The organism is Paracoccus actinidiae, assembly GCF_030863885.1.
Classification (GTDB): domain Bacteria; phylum Pseudomonadota; class Alphaproteobacteria; order Rhodobacterales; family Rhodobacteraceae; genus Paracoccus; species Paracoccus everestensis.
On the sequence record NZ_CP132956.1, the window covers coordinates 991,978 to 1,008,014 of the forward strand.

Sequence of the window (16,037 nt, forward strand, 5' to 3'; positions counted from 1 at the left end):
GGGGAACCTCTGGCGGCTGGATCTTTGGGGGCATCATGCGATATTTCCCGCCGATCCGAAAGGGAGAGATCACTTGAGGCTGTAAAGCTGGCCGGGGAATGCTATCCTGTGGGGTGTGGCGATACACGCACCGTCAATCATCACAATCTCCCAGCCAGAAATAAATTGCATTTTATTACGGCAATGTGCATTGTTGTCCGGATCGCACAGATGCGACATCAGGGAGGATACCATGACATTCTTTCGTTCCCGGCTGGCCGCAGCCTGGCTGATCGCGGCAGGCGCCGCATTTTCCGCCCCCGCCGCCATGGCGCAGGATCTGGAACTGGCCATCACCGCGCCTGCCGGGGCTGGCGGGGGATGGGACGCGGCCGCCCGGTCCCTGCAAGAGGTGATGATGGCCACCGGCAACGCCCGCAGCGTCCAGGTCCTGAACGTCCCAGGCGCGGGCGGCACGGTAGGATTGGCGCAGTTCGTCCAGGGTGCAAAAGGCAGTCCCAACCAGCTTCTGGTCGGCGGCATCACCATGGTGGGCGCCATCCTGACCAACAAGGCGCCCTATGACCTGACCGCCGTCACCCCCATCGCACGGCTGACCGGCGACCCGCTGGTGATCGTGGTTCCGGCATCGTCGCCCTATCAGACGATGGCGGACCTGATGGAGGGGATCAAGGGCGATGTCGAACGCACCATCTGGGCTGGCGGATCGGCCGGCGGCGCGGACCATATGCTGTCGGCCCTTGTCACGCAGGCGGCGGGCCAGGATCCGGCCAAGGTAAACTATGTCGCCTATTCCGGCGGTGGCGAGGCCCTGGCCGCGATGCTGGGCGGGCAGGTCACGGCGGGCATTTCCGGCTATGGCGAATGGCAGGGACAGATCGAATCGGGCGACCTGCGCGCGCTTGCGATTTCCTATCCCGAACCCATCGAGGGGATTGCCGCCCAGCCTTTGAAGGCCCAGGGCATCGACATCGAGCTGGTCAACTGGCGCGGCGTCTTCGCAGGGCCGGACATCAGCGATGCCGACAAGGCCGCGCTGGAGACTGCCATCGCCAAGACCGTGGAATCGCCCGAATGGCAAGAATTGCTGAAGGCGCGCGGCTGGTCTGACTATTACGCGCCGTCGGACGAATTCGCCACCTTCCTTGCGTCGGAAACCGAACGGGTCGGGGCCATCCTGAACTCGATCGGGTTGGTGGAATAACCTGAACGGGGGCCTTTGCGCCCCCGTTTTTCCTTGACCGATTGGGGGACCGTCCGTGACCACATCATCCGCCAGCGGCCTGCACAGGCCCACGCTTGTCATCGGCATCGCCTTGCTTGCCCTGGCGTTCATCACCTGGCGCGATGCCAGTGCCATGCAGATCCGCGCCACATACGGGATGGGCGCGGATGCCGCGTCCTATTTCGTGGCGCTGTTCCTGGCGGTCATGGGGGTGGGCCATCTGATCGCCGCCTTCCGCTGGCAGGACGATCCCGGCGCCACCGACTGGAAGGCGGTGGGCTGGGTGGCCCTGGGCCTGGGCAGCCTGATCGCCGCGCTGTGGTTCGGGGCGGGCTTCATCATCGGATCGACGCTGCTGTTCGTCTTTACCGCCCGCGCCTTTGGCCGCCGGGCCTGGTTGGCCGATCTGGCCCTGGGCCTCGGCCTCGCGACCGGGATTTTCCTGTTGTTCAACAAGCTGCTGACCCTGTCCCTGCCCATGGGACCGGTCGAGCGGCTGTTCTGAGAAAGGGCGGGCGATGGAATCCTTGGCCTTTCTGATGCAGGGCTTCGGGACCGCGATGGACCCGATGAACCTGGCCTTTGCGGCCATCGGCGTGCTGTTGGGCACGGCGGTGGGCGTGCTGCCGGGCATCGGGCCTGCGCTGACCGTGGCGCTGCTGCTGCCCATTACCTTCAAGCTGGACCCGGGCGGATCGCTGATCATGTTCGCGGGCATCTATTACGGCGGCATGTATGGCGGTTCGACCACCGCGATCCTGCTGAACACGCCGGGCGAAAGCGCCTCGGTCGTGACCGCGCTTGAAGGCAACCAGATGGCCCGGCGCGGGCGGGGCGGCCCGGCCCTTGCCACCGCCGCCATCGGATCCTTCGTGGCGACCCTGATCGCCACCATGGGCCTGGCCCTTTTCGCGCCGATGCTGGTCAAGATCGCGATCCAGTTCGGACCGTGGGATTACTTCGGGCTGATGCTGATCGCCTTTGTCACGGTGTCGGCGACCTTCGGATCCTCGCCGCTGCGCGGGCTGACAAGCCTTGCCATCGGGCTGTGGCTGGGGCTGATCGGCATCGACCAGCTGACCGGCCAGGCGCGGCTGGCCTTTGGCGTCCCGAACCTGCTGGACGGGGTCGAGGTGACGACGCTGGCCGTCGGCCTGTTCGCCCTGGGCGAGGCGCTGCACGTCGCGTCGCGTCACCTGTTCAACGACGAAAAGCCCATTGCCATCAAGGGATCCATCTGGATGTCGCGCGAGGATTGGAAACGGTCCTGGAAACCCTGGCTGCGGGGCACGGCCATCGGCTTTCCCATCGGCGCGCTGCCTGCGGGCGGGGCGGAAATCCCGACCTTCCTGTCCTATACCACCGAACGCAAGCTGGCCCAGAAGCCCGAGGAGTTTGGTCAGGGCGCCATCGAAGGCGTTGCCGGCCCCGAGGCTGCGAACAACGCATCCGCCGCGGGCACCCTTGTGCCATTGCTGACGCTGGGCCTGCCCACCTCGGCCACGGCGGCGGTGATGCTGGCAGGGTTCCAGCAATATAACCTGCAACCCGGCCCGCTGCTGTTCGTGCAGCATCCCGATCTGGTCTGGGGCCTTGTCGCGTCGCTGTTCATCGCCAACGTGATGCTGCTGATCCTGAACCTGCCGCTGGTCGGGTTGTGGGTGCGGCTGCTCAAGATCCCGCTGCCCTGGCTTTACGCGGGAATCCTGGTCTTTGCCTGCATGGGCACGATTGCCGCGAACCCGTCGGTGATCGAACTGATGATGCTGGTGGCCTTTGGCATCATGGGCTTCATCATGCGGCGATATGATTATCCCATCGCGCCCGTGGTCGTGGGCCTGATCCTTGGTCCGATGGCCGACAGCGCCCTGCGCCGGTCCCTGCAGATGAGCTTGGGCGATCCGATGATCCTGCTGCAGCATCCGGGTTCCGCCGTGATGATCGGCATTGCCGTCATCGCCCTGCTGGCGCCGTTCCTGTTCAAGGGCTTGGCCCGGTTCCGCCAGGACGAGGATTGAGGTTGCGGGCGGCGCGGTCCCAGAACCGCGCCGCCTGTATTCTTGAAGGAGTCTTCCATGGCGCGCGCCAGCCTTTCGCCCCAGATCATGGCCCGGATCGTGGATCACGCGCGGCAGGCGGACATGAAGGCAGGCCAGCATCTTCCCGCCCAGGTCTTGGCCGACAATTTCAAGGTGTCGCGCCAGCCGGTGGTCAGCGCGCTGAAGATGCTGGAACAGATGGGCATCGTCGAGGCCACGCCCAACCGGGGCTTTTTCCTGGCCTGCAATGCCGTGGAAATTCCGCCCATGGACACGGATGCGGCAGGCGACGACGTTCTTTACGACCGCATCGCCGCCGATAAGCTGGCAGGCAACCTGCCCGACCGGCAAAGCGAAAACGAACTGATGCGCCTTTACGGGGTAACGCGGGGCCGCTTGCTGCGGGTGCTGCGGCAGATCGCGGACGAAGGCTGGATCGAGCGCTTGCCGGGCAATGGCTGGGAATTCCGAGAAATCCTGACCTCGCGCAAGGCCTATGCCGACGCCTATCAATTCCGCGCCGCGATCGAGATGCAGGCCTTGCTGCTGCCCAGCTTTCGCATCGACGAAGAGGCCTTTGACGCCGCCCGCCGCCATCAGCAGCAGCTTCTGGAAAGCTATGAGCGCGAAACCCCCCAAAAGGTGTTTGGCACCAACATCGAATTCCACGAGATGCTGATGACCTGCGCCAACAACGACTTCTTTCTGGACGCCGTGCGCCGGGTGAACCGGGTGCGGCGGCTGATGGAATACAGCATCGCCCACGACCGCAGGCGGATGCCCCAGCAGTGCCGCGAACATCTGCAAATCCTGGATCTGATCGGGGAACGCGACATGCAGGCGGCCGCGACATTCCTGTACCGCCACATCCGAGAGGCAGCGATCATCAAGACTGCCCTGTTTGCCTGATTGCATTTCATGGCGAAATAATGCTATCCTTCCGCGACTGCGGAGGGATCGCGATGCAATTTGCCGCCATGTTCGACGGACACGGAATCATCGACCTGCCGGGTGCGGCGGGCGCGGCGCTGCACCGTCTGCCGCATATCCACCGGCTGCTGCTGGAAAACGTCCTGCGCACCGGCGACGACCCGGCTGCCGGGCGGGCTGCGATCCTGGACTGGCTGGGCCAGGGGCGCAGCACGGCCGAAATCGCCTTTCGGCCCGGCCGCGTGCTGATGCACGACACGACCTGCGGCCCCGCCTTGGTCGATATCGCCGCCATGCGATCCGCCCTGGCCGAGGCGGGGTTCGACCCCCGGCTTCTGAACCCGGTCCTGCCCGTCGATGTCTCGACCGACCATTCCCTGGCGGTCGATGCCTGGGGCGGGCCGGGTGCCATGGCGCGCAACATCGAAAACGAATACCGCCGCAACGGCGAACGCTATCGCTTCATGAAATGGGCCGCCAACAGCCTGTCGAATTTCCGCGTTCATCCACCCGGCACCGGCATCATGCACACGCTGAACCTGGAACGGCTGGCCACCGTGGTCACGACGCGGGGTGGCTGGATGATGCCCGACACCCTGATCGGCACGGACAGCCACACGCCCATGATCAACGGCATTGGCGTTCTGGCCTGGGGCGTCGGCGGGATCGAGGCCGAAAGCGTCTTCTTTGGAATGCCCGTGATGCTGCGCGTCCCCGACGTGATCGGCGTCCGCCTGAACGGGCGCTTGCCCGAAGGAGTGACGGCGACCGATCTGGCGCTGACCGTGACCGAACAGTTGCGCCGCGTCGATCTGGCCGACCGTTTCGTGGAGTTCTTCGGACCGGGGGTGTCCAGCCTGTCTGCGGGGGATCGGGCGGTGATCGCCAACATGGCCCCAGAGTTCGGGGCCAATTCCGGGTTCTTCCCGGTGGACGGGGCAACGATCGCCTATTTGCGCCAGACCGGGCGCAGCCTCGATCACTGCGCCATGGTCGAAGGATACTGCCGCCGCCAGAGGCTGTGGTTCGACCCGGAAGAATCCCCCGTCTTTACCGACACGCTGAGCCTGGACCTGTCGGCGGTCGAGGTCAGCCTGGCTGGTCCCCGCCGCCCCCAGGACCGCATCCCGGCTGGGGGTACCGTTGCCGCGACCCGGTCCATGCGGGGCGACCCCGTGGCGGCGCCCGCAGGTCAGGCCCCGGACGGCGCCGTGGCTATTGCGGCCATTACCAGTTGCACCAACACCAGCGACCCGCGCCTGCTGGTCGCCGCCGGTCTGGTGGCGCGCAAGGCCCGTGCCCTGGGCCTGACGCCGCCGCCCCATGTCAAGACCTCGCTGGCGCCGGGATCGCCGACGGCGGAACGATACCTGGAACGGGCCGGACTGCTGGCCGATCTGGAGGCCGTGGGCTTTGGCATCGTGGGCTACGGCTGCACCACCTGCATCGGCAATTCCGGTCCGCTTCCCGACACCGCGATCCAGGCCCAGGCCCAGGGGCGGTTGCAGGTGGCCGTCCTGTCCGGCAACCGCAACTTTCCGGGCCGCGTGCATCCGCAGCTCGAGGCGGGGTTCCTCGCCTCGCCCCCCCTGGTGGTGGCCTTTGCGCTTGCTGGCAATGTGGAACGCAACATCCTGACCGATGAGATCGCACCCGGCGTCCATCTGGCCGACCTGTGGCCCACGGGGGCGGAAATCGACGCGGCCCTCACCCTGGCCTTGGACAGCGCCGATTATGCCGCAGCCTATGACGGGGCCGAGGCCAGCAGGTTGTGGGGGGATCTGGATGCCCCCGCGACGCCGCTGTTCCCCTGGGATCCGGCATCCACCTATATCCGCCGCCCGCCTTTTGCGGATTTTGCCGCCCCACGCGACGCCCGGATCACCGCCGCGCCACTCCTTGTCCTGGGCGACGACATCACGACCGACCATATCTCGCCTGCGGGGGCCATCCCGAAGAGAGGAGAGGCCGGGCGCTATCTGGTGGAACAGGGCGATCCGGCCCATGACCTGAACGTCTTTTCGTCCCGTCGCGGCAATTGGCAGGCGATGCTGCGCGGGCTGTTCACCAACAAGTCCGTCCAGAACCTGCTGGCCCCCGGGATCCCGCCGGGCAGCACGATCCTGCCCGACGGCACGCTCCTGCCCTTGTGGCAGGCGGCCGGACGGTATCGGGAAGCGGGCATCCCGGTCGTGATCGTCGCGGGCGAGCGTTACGGCATGGGATCGTCGCGCGACTGGGCGGCCAAGGGCGCGGCGCTGCTGGGCACGCGGGCGGTGCTGGCGGTCGGTTTTGAACGGATCCACCGGTCGAACCTGATCGGCATGGGCATCCTGCCCCTGCGTTTGCCGGACGGCGTCACGCCCCGGTCACTGGCCCTGACGGCGCATGACCGGATCGAGATCGACCTGGACCCTGCCCGGCTGGCCCCCCGCGCGCCCGTCCGCGTGACGCTGCATCGCGCATCGGGCACCGTTGACATCCTGGACGCCACCGCCGCAATCGAGACCAGCCTTGAAATCGAAACCCTGGCGCATGGCGGGCTGATGCCGCTGATCCTGGACCGGGTGACAAAGGGACAGCCCTGCACCTGACGGGGGGCGAGGATGCCGTGCTTTCCAAACTGTGATCGCTGGCTGCGTCGAAATGGCCCTAGGATCCCGTAGAACGCAACCGCACAAGGGATTTCAGATGGCCCGACTGACCGCGAAGGACTTTCCACCCGAACTGCTGGAACTGTATGATGGTTATGCCCATGGCCGGATTACCAAGCGTGACTTCCTGGACCGGGCGGCCAAATACGCCGTGGGGGGAATGACGGCGCTTGCGCTGCTGAAGACCCTCAGCCCCGATTACGCGCTTGCCCAGCAGGTCGCCTCTACCGATCTTGGCATCATTGCCGAATACATCACCTATCCTTCCCCCAATGGACACACCGAGGTGCGGGCCTATCTGGTCCGCCCGGCAGCCGAGGGCGTGGCCCTGGATGCGCCCGCGCCCGGCGTGGTGGTGGTCCACGAAAACCGCGGCCTGAACCCCTATATCGAGGATGTGGCGCGGCGCGTGGCCAAGGCGGGGTTCGTGGCGCTTGCACCGGACGGGCTGACCCCGGTGGGGGGCTATCCGGGCAATGACGAGGCTGGGCGCGAATTGCAAAGGCAGGTGGATTCCGCCCGGCTGATGAACGATTTCTTTGCGGCCATCGAATTCCTGATGGCAAGCGACATGACCACCGGCAAGGTCGGCATCACCGGCTTTTGCTATGGCGGCGGCGTATCGAACGCGGCCGCCGTCGCCTATCCCGAACTGGCCGCCGCCGTACCCTTCTATGGCCGCCAGGCCCCGGTCGAGGATGTGCCGAAGATCCGGGCCCCGCTGCTTTTGCATTTCGCCGAAACGGACGAGAACGTGAACGCCACCTGGCCCGCCTACGAGGCCGCGCTGAAGGAGCACGGCAAGCGTTACGAGGCGCATATCTATCCCGGCACGAACCACGGCTTTCACAACGATTCCACCCCGCGCTACGACGAGGCGGCGGCGAAGCTCGCCTGGGACCGGACGCTGGACTGGTTCAAGACCCATCTGTCCTGACCGGCAAGGGTCGCCTGGTTCCCCGCCGGGGCGGCCCGTCGATCACGGCAGGTGACGGACCCGCCCCCCCTGGGGCCGTCGTGCCTGCGGGTGCCCTTTTTCCCCAGGCCTGCGACCGCAGCCAAGCGGGCCCTGAATCCGGCGGTTAGCGTTTGCCCACCGCCCACATTGGTCCGCCGCGCCAGCGGGGAAAGCCGTAGCCGTGGATTTCCACCAGGTCGATGTCGGCGGGGGTTGCGGCGATGCCTTCGTCCAGGATCGCCTGGCCCTCGGCGGCCATCTCGGCGACCAGGTGGCGGGCGATGGCGTCGGCATCCATCGTGGTTGTGCCGGCGATCCGGTCCGCCAGCAGGTCCGCCACGGCGGCCGAGGGCTGCGGCCTGCGGTCGCCCGGGGCATAGTCGTACCAGCCGCCGCCGGTCTTCTGGCCCTTGCGGCCCGCGCGCACCAGGATGTCGCCCAGGGTTTCCTCCACGTCCTGGCCCGCCGCCCGCGCGCCTTCGCGCTGCAGGTATGCGATGTCGAGGCCGCCCAGATCCTGGGCCTCGAACGGTCCCATCGCCAGGCCATAAGCGCGCATGGCCGCGTCGATGTCCGCAATCGGGATGCCTTGGCGGACCAGGGCCTCGGCGCCAGCGCGATAGCGCTTGAGGATGCGGTTGCCGATGAAGCCCTCGCAGATGCCCGACTGCACGGGCGTCTTGCCCAGCATCCGGCCAAGCGCAAAACCTGTGGCCAGCGTCCGGTCCGAGGTTTCGGGCACCGGCACGATCTCCAGAAGCCGCATCACGTTGGCGGGGCTGAAGAAGTGCAGGCCGATGAAGCGGCCGGGGTCGGGCACCCCCTCGGCGATCAGGCGCGGGTCGAGGTAGGAGGTGTTGGTGGCCAGCACCGCATCGGGCCGGCAGGCTTGCGCCAGTTGCGCGAAGACCGCGCGCTTGACGCCGATCTCCTCGAAGACGGCCTCGATCACCAGGTCGGCGTCCGACAGCGCCCCGTAATCCGTGGTGGCGGTCACGCCCGCCATGCGGTCGGCGGCCTGCGCCTCGGTCAGCTTGCCGCGCTTCACCGCGCCCGCGAAGATCGCGCGCAGGTTGGCGATCCCGCGGGCCACGGCCTCGTTGTCGCGTTCGATCAGCACCACCGGCAGGCCCGCATCGCGCAGCGCGGCGGCGATGCCCGCGCCCATGGTGCCGCCGCCGATCACGCCCGCCGTGGTCAAGGGCAGCGGATCGACGCCCTTCAGGCGCGCGGGACGCGGCGCGGCGCGTTCGGCAAAGAACACGTGGCGCAGGGCCGCCGCCTGATCGGACCCGCGCAGGTCCAGGAAGGTCTGGCGCTCGAACGCCATGGCCTCGGTGAAGGGTGCCTCTGCCGCCTTGCGCAGGCAGTCAAGCGCGCGCAGCGGCGCATCCGCCCCCTTGGCGGCTTTCGCGACCGTCTTGCGGCGGTCGTCCCAGAAGGCGGGATCGGGGGCGGTGACCGGGCGGGCCGATACCGGCGGCGGCAGGTCGCGGGTCAGCGCCTCGCGGGCGAAGGCCACGGCATTGGCCTGCAGGTCGCCCGCAAAGACCGCGTCCAGCAGGCCCAGCGACAGCGCCTTCCCGGCCCGCACCGGCTTGCCGGATGTGACCAGATCGACGGCAGCTTCCACCCCCGCCAGGCGCGGCGTGCGCACGGTGCCCGATGCGCCGGGAACGATGCCCAGCGTCACCTCGGGCAGGCCGACGGATGCGCCCTCCACCGCCACCCGGAAGCGGCAGCCCATCGCCACCTCGAACCCGCCGCCCAGGGCGGAACCGTGGATCGCCGCCACCCAGGGCTTCTGCGCCCCCTCGATCCGGTCCACCAGGTCGGGCAGGTGCGGCGCCTGCGGCGGCTTGCCGAATTCGGTCACGTCGGCGCCCGCGATGAAGGTCCGGCCCGCGCAGATCAGCACCACCGCACGGACGGCGGGATCGGCCTCGAGCGAACCCACCGCATCCCACAGCCCCTGCCGCAGGGCCTGGCCAAGCGCATTCACCGGCGGGTTGTCCACCGTCACAACGGCAATCCCGCCCTCGCGGCTAATGGTCACAACTGACATCTCATATCCCCAGATAAGCCGCGCGAATGCGGGGGTCGGCGATCAGGTCCGCCGCCGCGCCGGACATGGTGATGCGGCCGGTCTCCATGACATAGCCCCGATCGGCGATCTTCAGCGCGCCAAAGGCGTTCTGTTCGACCAGCAGGACCGTGACCCCAAGCGCCTTCAACCCGCTGACCACGTCGAAGATCTGCTGCACGATGATCGGGGCCAGGCCCATCGACGGCTCGTCCAGCAACAGGCAGGACGGACGGCCCATCAGCGCGCGGGCCATGGCCAGCATCTGCTGCTGCCCTCCCGACAGACCGCCCGCGGGCAGGTTGCGTTTTTCGCGCAGGATGGGGAACATCCCAAAGGCGTCCTCCATGTCCTTTTCCACGCGGTCGTCGGTGAACAGATAGGCACCCAGGCGGAGGTTTTCCTCGACCGTCAGGTTGGTGAAGATCTGGCGTCCTTCAGGTGATTGGGTCAGGCCGCGCGCAGGGCGGCGATGCGCGGGAACGCCGGTCAGAGCCTCGCCCCGGAAGGTAATGGTGCCGCCCGATACCGGCTGCGTGCCCGACAGGCATTTCAGCAGCGTCGTCTTGCCCGCGCCGTTGGCCCCGACAACGGTGACGATCTCGCCCGACTGGACGTTCAGGTCGATGCCGTGCAAGACCTCGATACGGCCATAGCGCGACCGCAGCCCTTCAACCGTCAGCATGGGCGGCCTCCGTTCCAAGGTATGCGGCAATGACCGCCGGGTTGCGGCTGACGCTGGCGGGATCGCCCTCGGCGATCTTTTCGCCGTGGTCCAGCACGACGATATGGTTCGAGATGCGCATGACCATCTTCATGTCGTGTTCGACCAGCAGGATCGCCACGCCGGATTTCGCGACCTCGGCGATCAGGTGGTCGATCTCCTCGGTCTCGACCGCGTTGCAGCCTGCGGCGGGTTCGTCCAGCAGCAGGATTTTCGGCGACAGCGCCAGGGCGCGGGCAATCTCCAGCCGTTTCAGCGCGCCATAGGACAGGTTCCCGGCCTCGCGCTCGGCCGCGCGTTCCAAGCCCACGCGGGCCAGAAGCGCGCGCGCGCCTTCCTGCGCAGCGGCGGCGCGGCGGCGGGATGAGGGCAGGTTGAACAGGTCCGCCAGAACCGGCCCGCGTTCCTTGAGGTGATAGCCTGAGATGGCGTTTTCCAGCACGGTCATGGACTGGAAGATCTGCAGGTTCTGGAAGGTCCGCGACATACCGCGCCGGGCCAGCAAATGCGGGGCCATGCCGGTCACGTCCTCTCCACCCAGGACCACGCGGCCCTGGCCGGGCTGATAGACGCCCGAGATCATGTTGAACAGCGTGGTCTTGCCCGCGCCGTTCGGCCCGATGACGGACGTGATCTCGCCCGGTTCCACGACGAAGCTGACATCGTTCACGGCCTTGAGGCCGCCGAAGCTGATGCCCAGGCCCTCGATGGACAGAAGCGCGGTCATTCGTCTTTCCCCCGGACCTTGCGCAGGATCGACGGCAGCAGCCCCTGCGGCAGGAAGATCATCACCAGCATCATCACAAGGCCCAGCACAAGCTGTTCATATTCGGCAAAGACCGTCAGCACCTGCGGCAGCAGCGTCAGCACCGCCGTCCCGAAGATCGCGCCCAGGACCGATCCAACGCCGCCCAGGACGGCCATGGTCACCATCTCGATCGAGTGCATGAAGCCCGCGACATCCGGCGTGATGAACTTGTTCTGCAGCGCCAGCAGCGACCCCGAGACCGAGGCATAGACCGCCGAGATTACGAAGGCCTGCAGCTTCAGCCGGGCCACGTCCACGCCCACGGTGCGCGCCGCGACCTCGGATCCATGTAGCGCGCGCAGGGCGCGGCCGGTGGGGCTGTTGAACAGGTTCAGCGCCAGCCATGCGGCCAGGATCAGGACGATGCCGCAGAAGAAATACCAGAACTGGCCGTTGGTCAGGTCCAGCCCGGCGTCTTTCAGCAGCCCGCGCAGGCCCAGGTCCGGCACTTCCATCCCGTCGGGACCGCCGGTCAGTTGCCGTTCGTTGTTCAGGACCATCGACACCAGGATGCCGAAACCCAGGGTGGCGACGCCCAGGTAATAACCCTTCAGCCGCAGGATCGGACGGCCGACCAGATAGGCCAGGACTGCCGAAATGGCGGCGCCCAGGAGCAGCGCCAGCGAGGGATGCAGGCCCAGATGGAGGGGCGCAAGCGCGCAGGCATAGGCGCCGATGCCTGCGAATCCGGCATGGCCCAGGCTGATCTGACCCGCATATCCGGTCAGGATCACGATGCCGGTCACGGCAATGGCGTTTACGAAGATCAGGGCGCCGACGCGGTAGTAATAGCCCGAGGGGAACAGCAGCGGCGACAGGGCGACCAGAACGACCAAGACCAGCAGCGTGGCGGTTTTCGGCGTCAGCTTCATGGTCACACCCGCTCGGTCGATTTGGCGCCGAACAGGCCCTGCGGCATGAAGAACAGCACCAGCAGGATCACGACAAAGGCCGCGGCGTCCTTGTATTGCGAGGACAGGTATCCGGCCGTCAGCGCCTCGATCAGGCCCAGAAGGAAGCCGCCCACAAGTGCGCCCTTGGGGTTGCCCATGCCCCCCAGCATGGCGGCGGCAAAGCCTTTCAGCGCGAAGGCCAAGCCCACGTCATAGGAGGTCAGCGTGATCGGCGTCGCCAGCACGCCCGCAAGCGCGCCGATGCCCGCCGACAGCGCGAAGGAGAGCGTCATCACGAAGCCCGTGTTGATGCCCACCAGTTGCGCGGCCAGCCGGTTGTTCGACGTGGCCAGCACCGCCCGGCCCGTCAGCGTGCGGGTGAAGAACAGCCACAGGCCCACGAAGACCACCACCGCGCCGCCGATCACCCACAGGCTTTGCGGCAGGATGGTGGCCCCGCCGATGCGCAGCGGCGTGTCGCCGGAAAAGGCCGGAAAGCTGTGGATCTGCTTGCCGAACAGCAGTTGCGCAGCCCCCCGGATGAAGATCGACGCGCCGATGGTGATGATGATGAGCGATACGACAGGCGCGCCGCGCGCGGGCTCGATCGCCAGCTTGTTCATCGCGACACCCACGACCGAGGTAACGACAATGGCGATCAGCGCGGCCAGCGGCAGGGGCAGGCCCGCCGCGTGGCACACGAAGGTCAGCATTCCCCCCAGCATGACGAATTCGCCTTGCGCGAAGTTCACCACGTCGGATGCGTTGTAGATGATCGTGAAACCAAGCGCGACAAGCGCATAGACCGCGCCGACCGTCACGCCCGAAAACAGGAATTGCAGCAGTTCCGCCATGGCGACCCCAAGATTGTCAGGTGAGGCCGCGCCCGCGACGGGGCGCGGCGGTCAGCGGATCACTCCACCACGTTCCATTCGCCGCCCTTGATTTCCAGCATGCGGAAGGCGGACAGGTCGAGGCCCAGGTGGTTGTCGGCCGACATGGTATAGATGCCGGTGGTGCCGGCCAGGCCTTCGGTCGCCTCGATGGCGTCGCGGATCGCCTGCGGCTCGGCGCTGCCGGCGCGCTTGATGGCGTCGGTCAGGATGAGGAAGGCGTCATGGGCATAGCCGCCGAATGTGCCGACCGAGGTGCCGGTCTTTTCCTCGAATGCGGTCTTGTAGGCATCGACCACGCCCTTTTGCGGATCGTCCGCACCCAACTGGTCCGCAATCAGCAGCGCGGTGCCGGGCAGGCGCACGCCCTCGGCCGCCTCGGCGCCCGCCAGTTCGATAAAGCCGTCGGATGCCACGCCGTGCGACTGATACAGCGGCAGGTCGATCGCCAGCTGGCGATAGTTGCGCGTCACGATGGACGGACCCTGGCCAAAGCCGGGGTTCAGCACGGCCTGCACGCCCTCGGTGTTGCGGATCTTGGTCAGCTGCGTGGTCATGTCGGCGTCGGTCGGGTTATAGGTCTCGTCCGCGGCGACCGTGATGCCGTATTCGCCGACCACGTCCTTGCACTGCGCCTGCATCGATGCGCCAAAGCCGTCGGTGCCCGAGATCATGCCGATGGTGGTGATGTTCTGCTTCTGCATGTCCTCGAAGATCTTCTGGCAGGCCATGCGGTCGGTGTGCGGGGTCTTGAAGGTGAAGGGCTTTACGGGGTCGATGATGTCGATGGCGCCGGCCAGCGAGATAAAGGGGATCTCGTTGTCCTCGGCCACCGACAGGATCGACATGGAGGTGCCGGTGGTGGACCCGCCGATGATCGCCACGACCTCGTCATCCTCGATCAGGCGGGTGGCGAAGGTGCGCGCCTTGTTCGGGTCGCCGCCGTCGTCATAAAGCGTCAGCGCGATTTCCTCGCCGTTGACGCCGCCCGCCTCGTTGATCTGCTCGACCAACATTTCCACCGTCTTCGCCTCGGGATCGCCCAGGAAGGCGGCAGGGCCGGTGGCGGAAACCGATGCGCCGATGCGGATTTCGGCGGATGCGGCGGTGGCGCCAAGGGCCAGCAGGGTGGCAAGGGCCGTGGTGGTCAGGGTCTTGTGCATTGTCGTCTCCTCCCCAGAGAACTTGGTTAAACGGTAGCGGCGGCGGGCCTGCGCCACATCACGCGGCGAAAGCGGGTCGCGACAAAGGCGGTGTCGGTCAGGCTGGCGTTTCCGGCCGGGTTCGCACCCGTCACATGGAAATCGCTGAAGGCTGCCGACTGGTTGACGAAGATGTTGCCGGTCAGGTTGACCGACAGGTTGACCCCCGCGCGGGCGAAGGCGCGAACGGCGCGTGCAATGCGGGCATCCTCGGTGTCGTAAAGCGCGGCAGTGATGGCGCCCTTGGTCGCGGCCAGACCTGCGGCGCGGGCGACGCCGTCGTCCGCGTCGGCGCAGGGGATGACAAAGGCCACGGGTCCGAAGCATTCATCCTGCGCGATGGCTGCGCCCGGATCCACCGCCAGCAACAGCGGCGTGCCGTCGCGGATAACGTGGCCTTGGGCACGGGCCTGTTCCACGCGGTCGCGCGTCGCGGGATTGGCAATCGCGCCGCAGATACCTGCCGCCTGCTTCGGATCGGCCAGAAGCCGGTCGATAGCTGCGGCCAGACCTTCGGCCACCTGATCGAAGGATTTGTGGCCTTGGCCCGTGTCTATCCCGCCCTTCGGTACATAGATGTTCTGCGGCGAGGTGCACATCTGCCCGGAGTAGAGCGACAGCGAGAACGCCAGATTCGCGCACATCCCGTCGAAATCGTCGGTGGCGGCGATGACGATGCTGTTGACGCCGGTTTCTTCGGTGAACAGTTGCGCCTGCGTCGCGTTCGCGCGCAGCCAGTTCCCGAAGGTGGACGACCCGGTATAGTCGATCAGCCGCACGGCGGGATCGGTCGCCAGTTGCTTGGTGATCTCGGCCCCCGGTTCATCCACGGCCAGCAGGATCGCATCGGCGGGCAGGCAGGCTTCCGCCATCACCTCGCGCGCGACCTGCACGGTCAGGGCCAGCGGCAGGATCGCGGCAGGATGCGGCTTCACGATCACCGGGTTCCCGGTGGCGAGGCTGGCGAAGATGCCGGGATAGCTGTTCCAGGTGGGGAAGGTGTTGCAGCCGATGGCAAGCGCGAGACCGGCAGGCACCAGCGTCCATTGCTTGTCGATCACCAAGGGCGCGGCCTTGCCCTGGGGCTTTTCCCAGCGGGCAGCATCGGCAAAGCGGGTCATTTCGGCGTAGGCCATGACGACCGCTTCCAACCCGCGATCCTGCGCGTGCGGTCCGCCCGCCTGGAAGGCCATGGCGAATGCCTGGCCCGTGGTGTGCATGGTCGCGTGGCCCATCAGGAAGCTGATCCGGTTCAATCGCGACAGGATCTCAAGGCAGGCGCCAACGCGCTGTTCCACGCTGGCCGATGCAAGATCGTCGGCCGCGCCCTGCGCCGCCGCGATCACCGCAGGCGCATCCGCCGCCGGATAAGTGATGTTCAGCGAATCGCCCCAGGGCGAAACCTCGGCCCCCAGACGGTGCTGTTCGGGATGGCCGGGCATTGCGAAGGGCTGGCCCAGCAGCGCGGCATAGCTGGCTTCGCCATCCGCCTTGGCGGTTTCGCCATAGATTTTCCCGCTGGGCACCTCGGGGAAGGGGGTCCAGAATGTCCGCGCGTGAAGCGCCCGGACGGCGTCGTCCAGCATCTGGCGATGGCGGGCAAAGAAATCGGTCATGGGCTCCTCCGC

13 protein-coding genes are annotated in these 16,037 nt (G+C 66.9%); 6 read left to right on the forward strand and 7 right to left on the reverse strand.

The window, feature by feature from the left end:
• Positions 1-232: 232 nt before the first annotated feature.
• From Q5701_RS05065 to yghX, 6 genes are all read left to right on the forward strand, one after another.
• Entirely contained in the window at positions 233-1,204 is a 972-nt protein-coding gene (locus tag Q5701_RS05065) for a Bug family tripartite tricarboxylate transporter substrate binding protein (protein ID WP_306754100.1), read from the forward strand.
• Between the two features lie 55 nt (positions 1,205-1,259).
• On the forward strand, positions 1,260-1,730 hold the full coding sequence (locus Q5701_RS05070; RefSeq protein WP_306754101.1) for a tripartite tricarboxylate transporter TctB family protein: 471 nt from the start codon (positions 1,260-1,262) through the stop codon (positions 1,728-1,730).
• A gap of 13 nt (positions 1,731-1,743) precedes the next feature.
• Positions 1,744-3,243: a tripartite tricarboxylate transporter permease gene (locus Q5701_RS05075; RefSeq protein ID WP_306754102.1), complete on the forward strand. Its 1,500-nt coding sequence runs from the start codon at positions 1,744-1,746 to the stop codon at positions 3,241-3,243.
• A gap of 57 nt (positions 3,244-3,300) precedes the next feature.
• Entirely contained in the window at positions 3,301-4,173 is an 873-nt protein-coding gene (locus tag Q5701_RS05080) for a GntR family transcriptional regulator (protein WP_306754103.1), read from the forward strand.
• A 53-nt stretch (positions 4,174-4,226) separates the two neighbouring features.
• Positions 4,227-6,788 (forward strand): aconitate hydratase AcnA, encoded by a 2,562-nt coding sequence (locus tag Q5701_RS05085; RefSeq protein WP_306754105.1) that lies wholly within the window; start codon positions 4,227-4,229, stop codon positions 6,786-6,788.
• 97 nt (positions 6,789-6,885) lie between these two features.
• The gene (yghX, locus tag Q5701_RS05090; protein WP_306754107.1) at positions 6,886-7,785 is read left to right on the forward strand and encodes a YghX family hydrolase; all 900 of its coding nucleotides are present in this window, start codon (positions 6,886-6,888) and stop codon (positions 7,783-7,785) included.
• 145 nt (positions 7,786-7,930) lie between these two features.
• Here yghX and Q5701_RS05095 read toward each other — a convergent pair whose 3' ends face one another.
• The 7 genes from Q5701_RS05095 to paaN are packed head-to-tail and all read right to left on the reverse strand — an operon-like array spanning position 7,931 to position 16,025.
• Complete coding sequence (locus Q5701_RS05095) at positions 7,931-9,871, reverse strand: 3-hydroxyacyl-CoA dehydrogenase NAD-binding domain-containing protein (protein ID WP_306754109.1); 1,941 nt, start codon at positions 9,869-9,871, stop codon at positions 7,931-7,933.
• Between the two features lies 1 nt (position 9,872).
• Positions 9,873-10,574: an ABC transporter ATP-binding protein gene (locus Q5701_RS05100; protein ID WP_306754111.1), complete on the reverse strand. Its 702-nt coding sequence runs from the start codon at positions 10,572-10,574 to the stop codon at positions 9,873-9,875.
• Positions 10,561-11,340 (reverse strand): ABC transporter ATP-binding protein, encoded by a 780-nt coding sequence (locus tag Q5701_RS05105; protein ID WP_306754113.1) that lies wholly within the window; start codon positions 11,338-11,340, stop codon positions 10,561-10,563. Before Q5701_RS05105 ends, Q5701_RS05100 begins: the two co-directional genes overlap by 14 nt.
• A complete protein-coding gene (locus Q5701_RS05110) occupies positions 11,337-12,293 on the reverse strand; it encodes a branched-chain amino acid ABC transporter permease (protein WP_306754116.1) in 957 nt (318 codons plus the stop codon). Before Q5701_RS05110 ends, Q5701_RS05105 begins: the two co-directional genes overlap by 4 nt.
• Positions 12,294-12,295: 2 nt before the next feature.
• Complete coding sequence (locus Q5701_RS05115; protein WP_306754118.1) at positions 12,296-13,168, reverse strand: branched-chain amino acid ABC transporter permease; 873 nt, start codon at positions 13,166-13,168, stop codon at positions 12,296-12,298.
• A 59-nt stretch (positions 13,169-13,227) separates the two neighbouring features.
• A complete protein-coding gene (locus tag Q5701_RS05120; RefSeq protein ID WP_306754120.1) occupies positions 13,228-14,370 on the reverse strand; it encodes an ABC transporter substrate-binding protein in 1,143 nt (380 codons plus the stop codon).
• Positions 14,371-14,396: 26 nt separating this feature from the next.
• Positions 14,397-16,025, reverse strand: a complete 1,629-nt coding sequence (gene paaN / locus Q5701_RS05125) for a phenylacetic acid degradation protein PaaN (protein WP_306754121.1) — start codon at positions 16,023-16,025, stop codon at positions 14,397-14,399.
• Positions 16,026-16,037: the final 12 nt, after the last annotated feature.

Bases quoted from the DNA above. Each gene is read 5' to 3' on its own strand.
- Q5701_RS05065 (WP_306754100.1), top strand. From the start codon at position 233: ATGACATTCTTTCGTTCCCGGCTGGCCGCAGCCTGGCTGATCGCGGCA.
- Q5701_RS05075 (WP_306754102.1), top strand. From the start codon at position 1,744: ATGGAATCCTTGGCCTTTCTGATGCAGGGCTTCGGGACCGCGATGGAC.
- Q5701_RS05080 (WP_306754103.1), top strand. From the start codon at position 3,301: ATGGCGCGCGCCAGCCTTTCGCCCCAGATCATGGCCCGGATCGTGGAT.
- Q5701_RS05085 (WP_306754105.1), top strand. From the start codon at position 4,227: ATGCAATTTGCCGCCATGTTCGACGGACACGGAATCATCGACCTGCCG.
- yghX (WP_306754107.1), top strand. From the start codon at position 6,886: ATGGCCCGACTGACCGCGAAGGACTTTCCACCCGAACTGCTGGAACTG.
- Q5701_RS05095 (WP_306754109.1), bottom strand. From the start codon at position 9,871: ATGTCAGTTGTGACCATTAGCCGCGAGGGCGGGATTGCCGTTGTGACG.
- Q5701_RS05100 (WP_306754111.1), bottom strand. From the start codon at position 10,574: ATGCTGACGGTTGAAGGGCTGCGGTCGCGCTATGGCCGTATCGAGGTC.
- Q5701_RS05105 (WP_306754113.1), bottom strand. From the start codon at position 11,340: ATGACCGCGCTTCTGTCCATCGAGGGCCTGGGCATCAGCTTCGGCGGC.
- Q5701_RS05110 (WP_306754116.1), bottom strand. From the start codon at position 12,293: ATGAAGCTGACGCCGAAAACCGCCACGCTGCTGGTCTTGGTCGTTCTG.
- Q5701_RS05115 (WP_306754118.1), bottom strand. From the start codon at position 13,168: ATGGCGGAACTGCTGCAATTCCTGTTTTCGGGCGTGACGGTCGGCGCG.
- Q5701_RS05120 (WP_306754120.1), bottom strand. From the start codon at position 14,370: ATGCACAAGACCCTGACCACCACGGCCCTTGCCACCCTGCTGGCCCTT.
- paaN (WP_306754121.1), bottom strand. From the start codon at position 16,025: ATGACCGATTTCTTTGCCCGCCATCGCCAGATGCTGGACGACGCCGTC.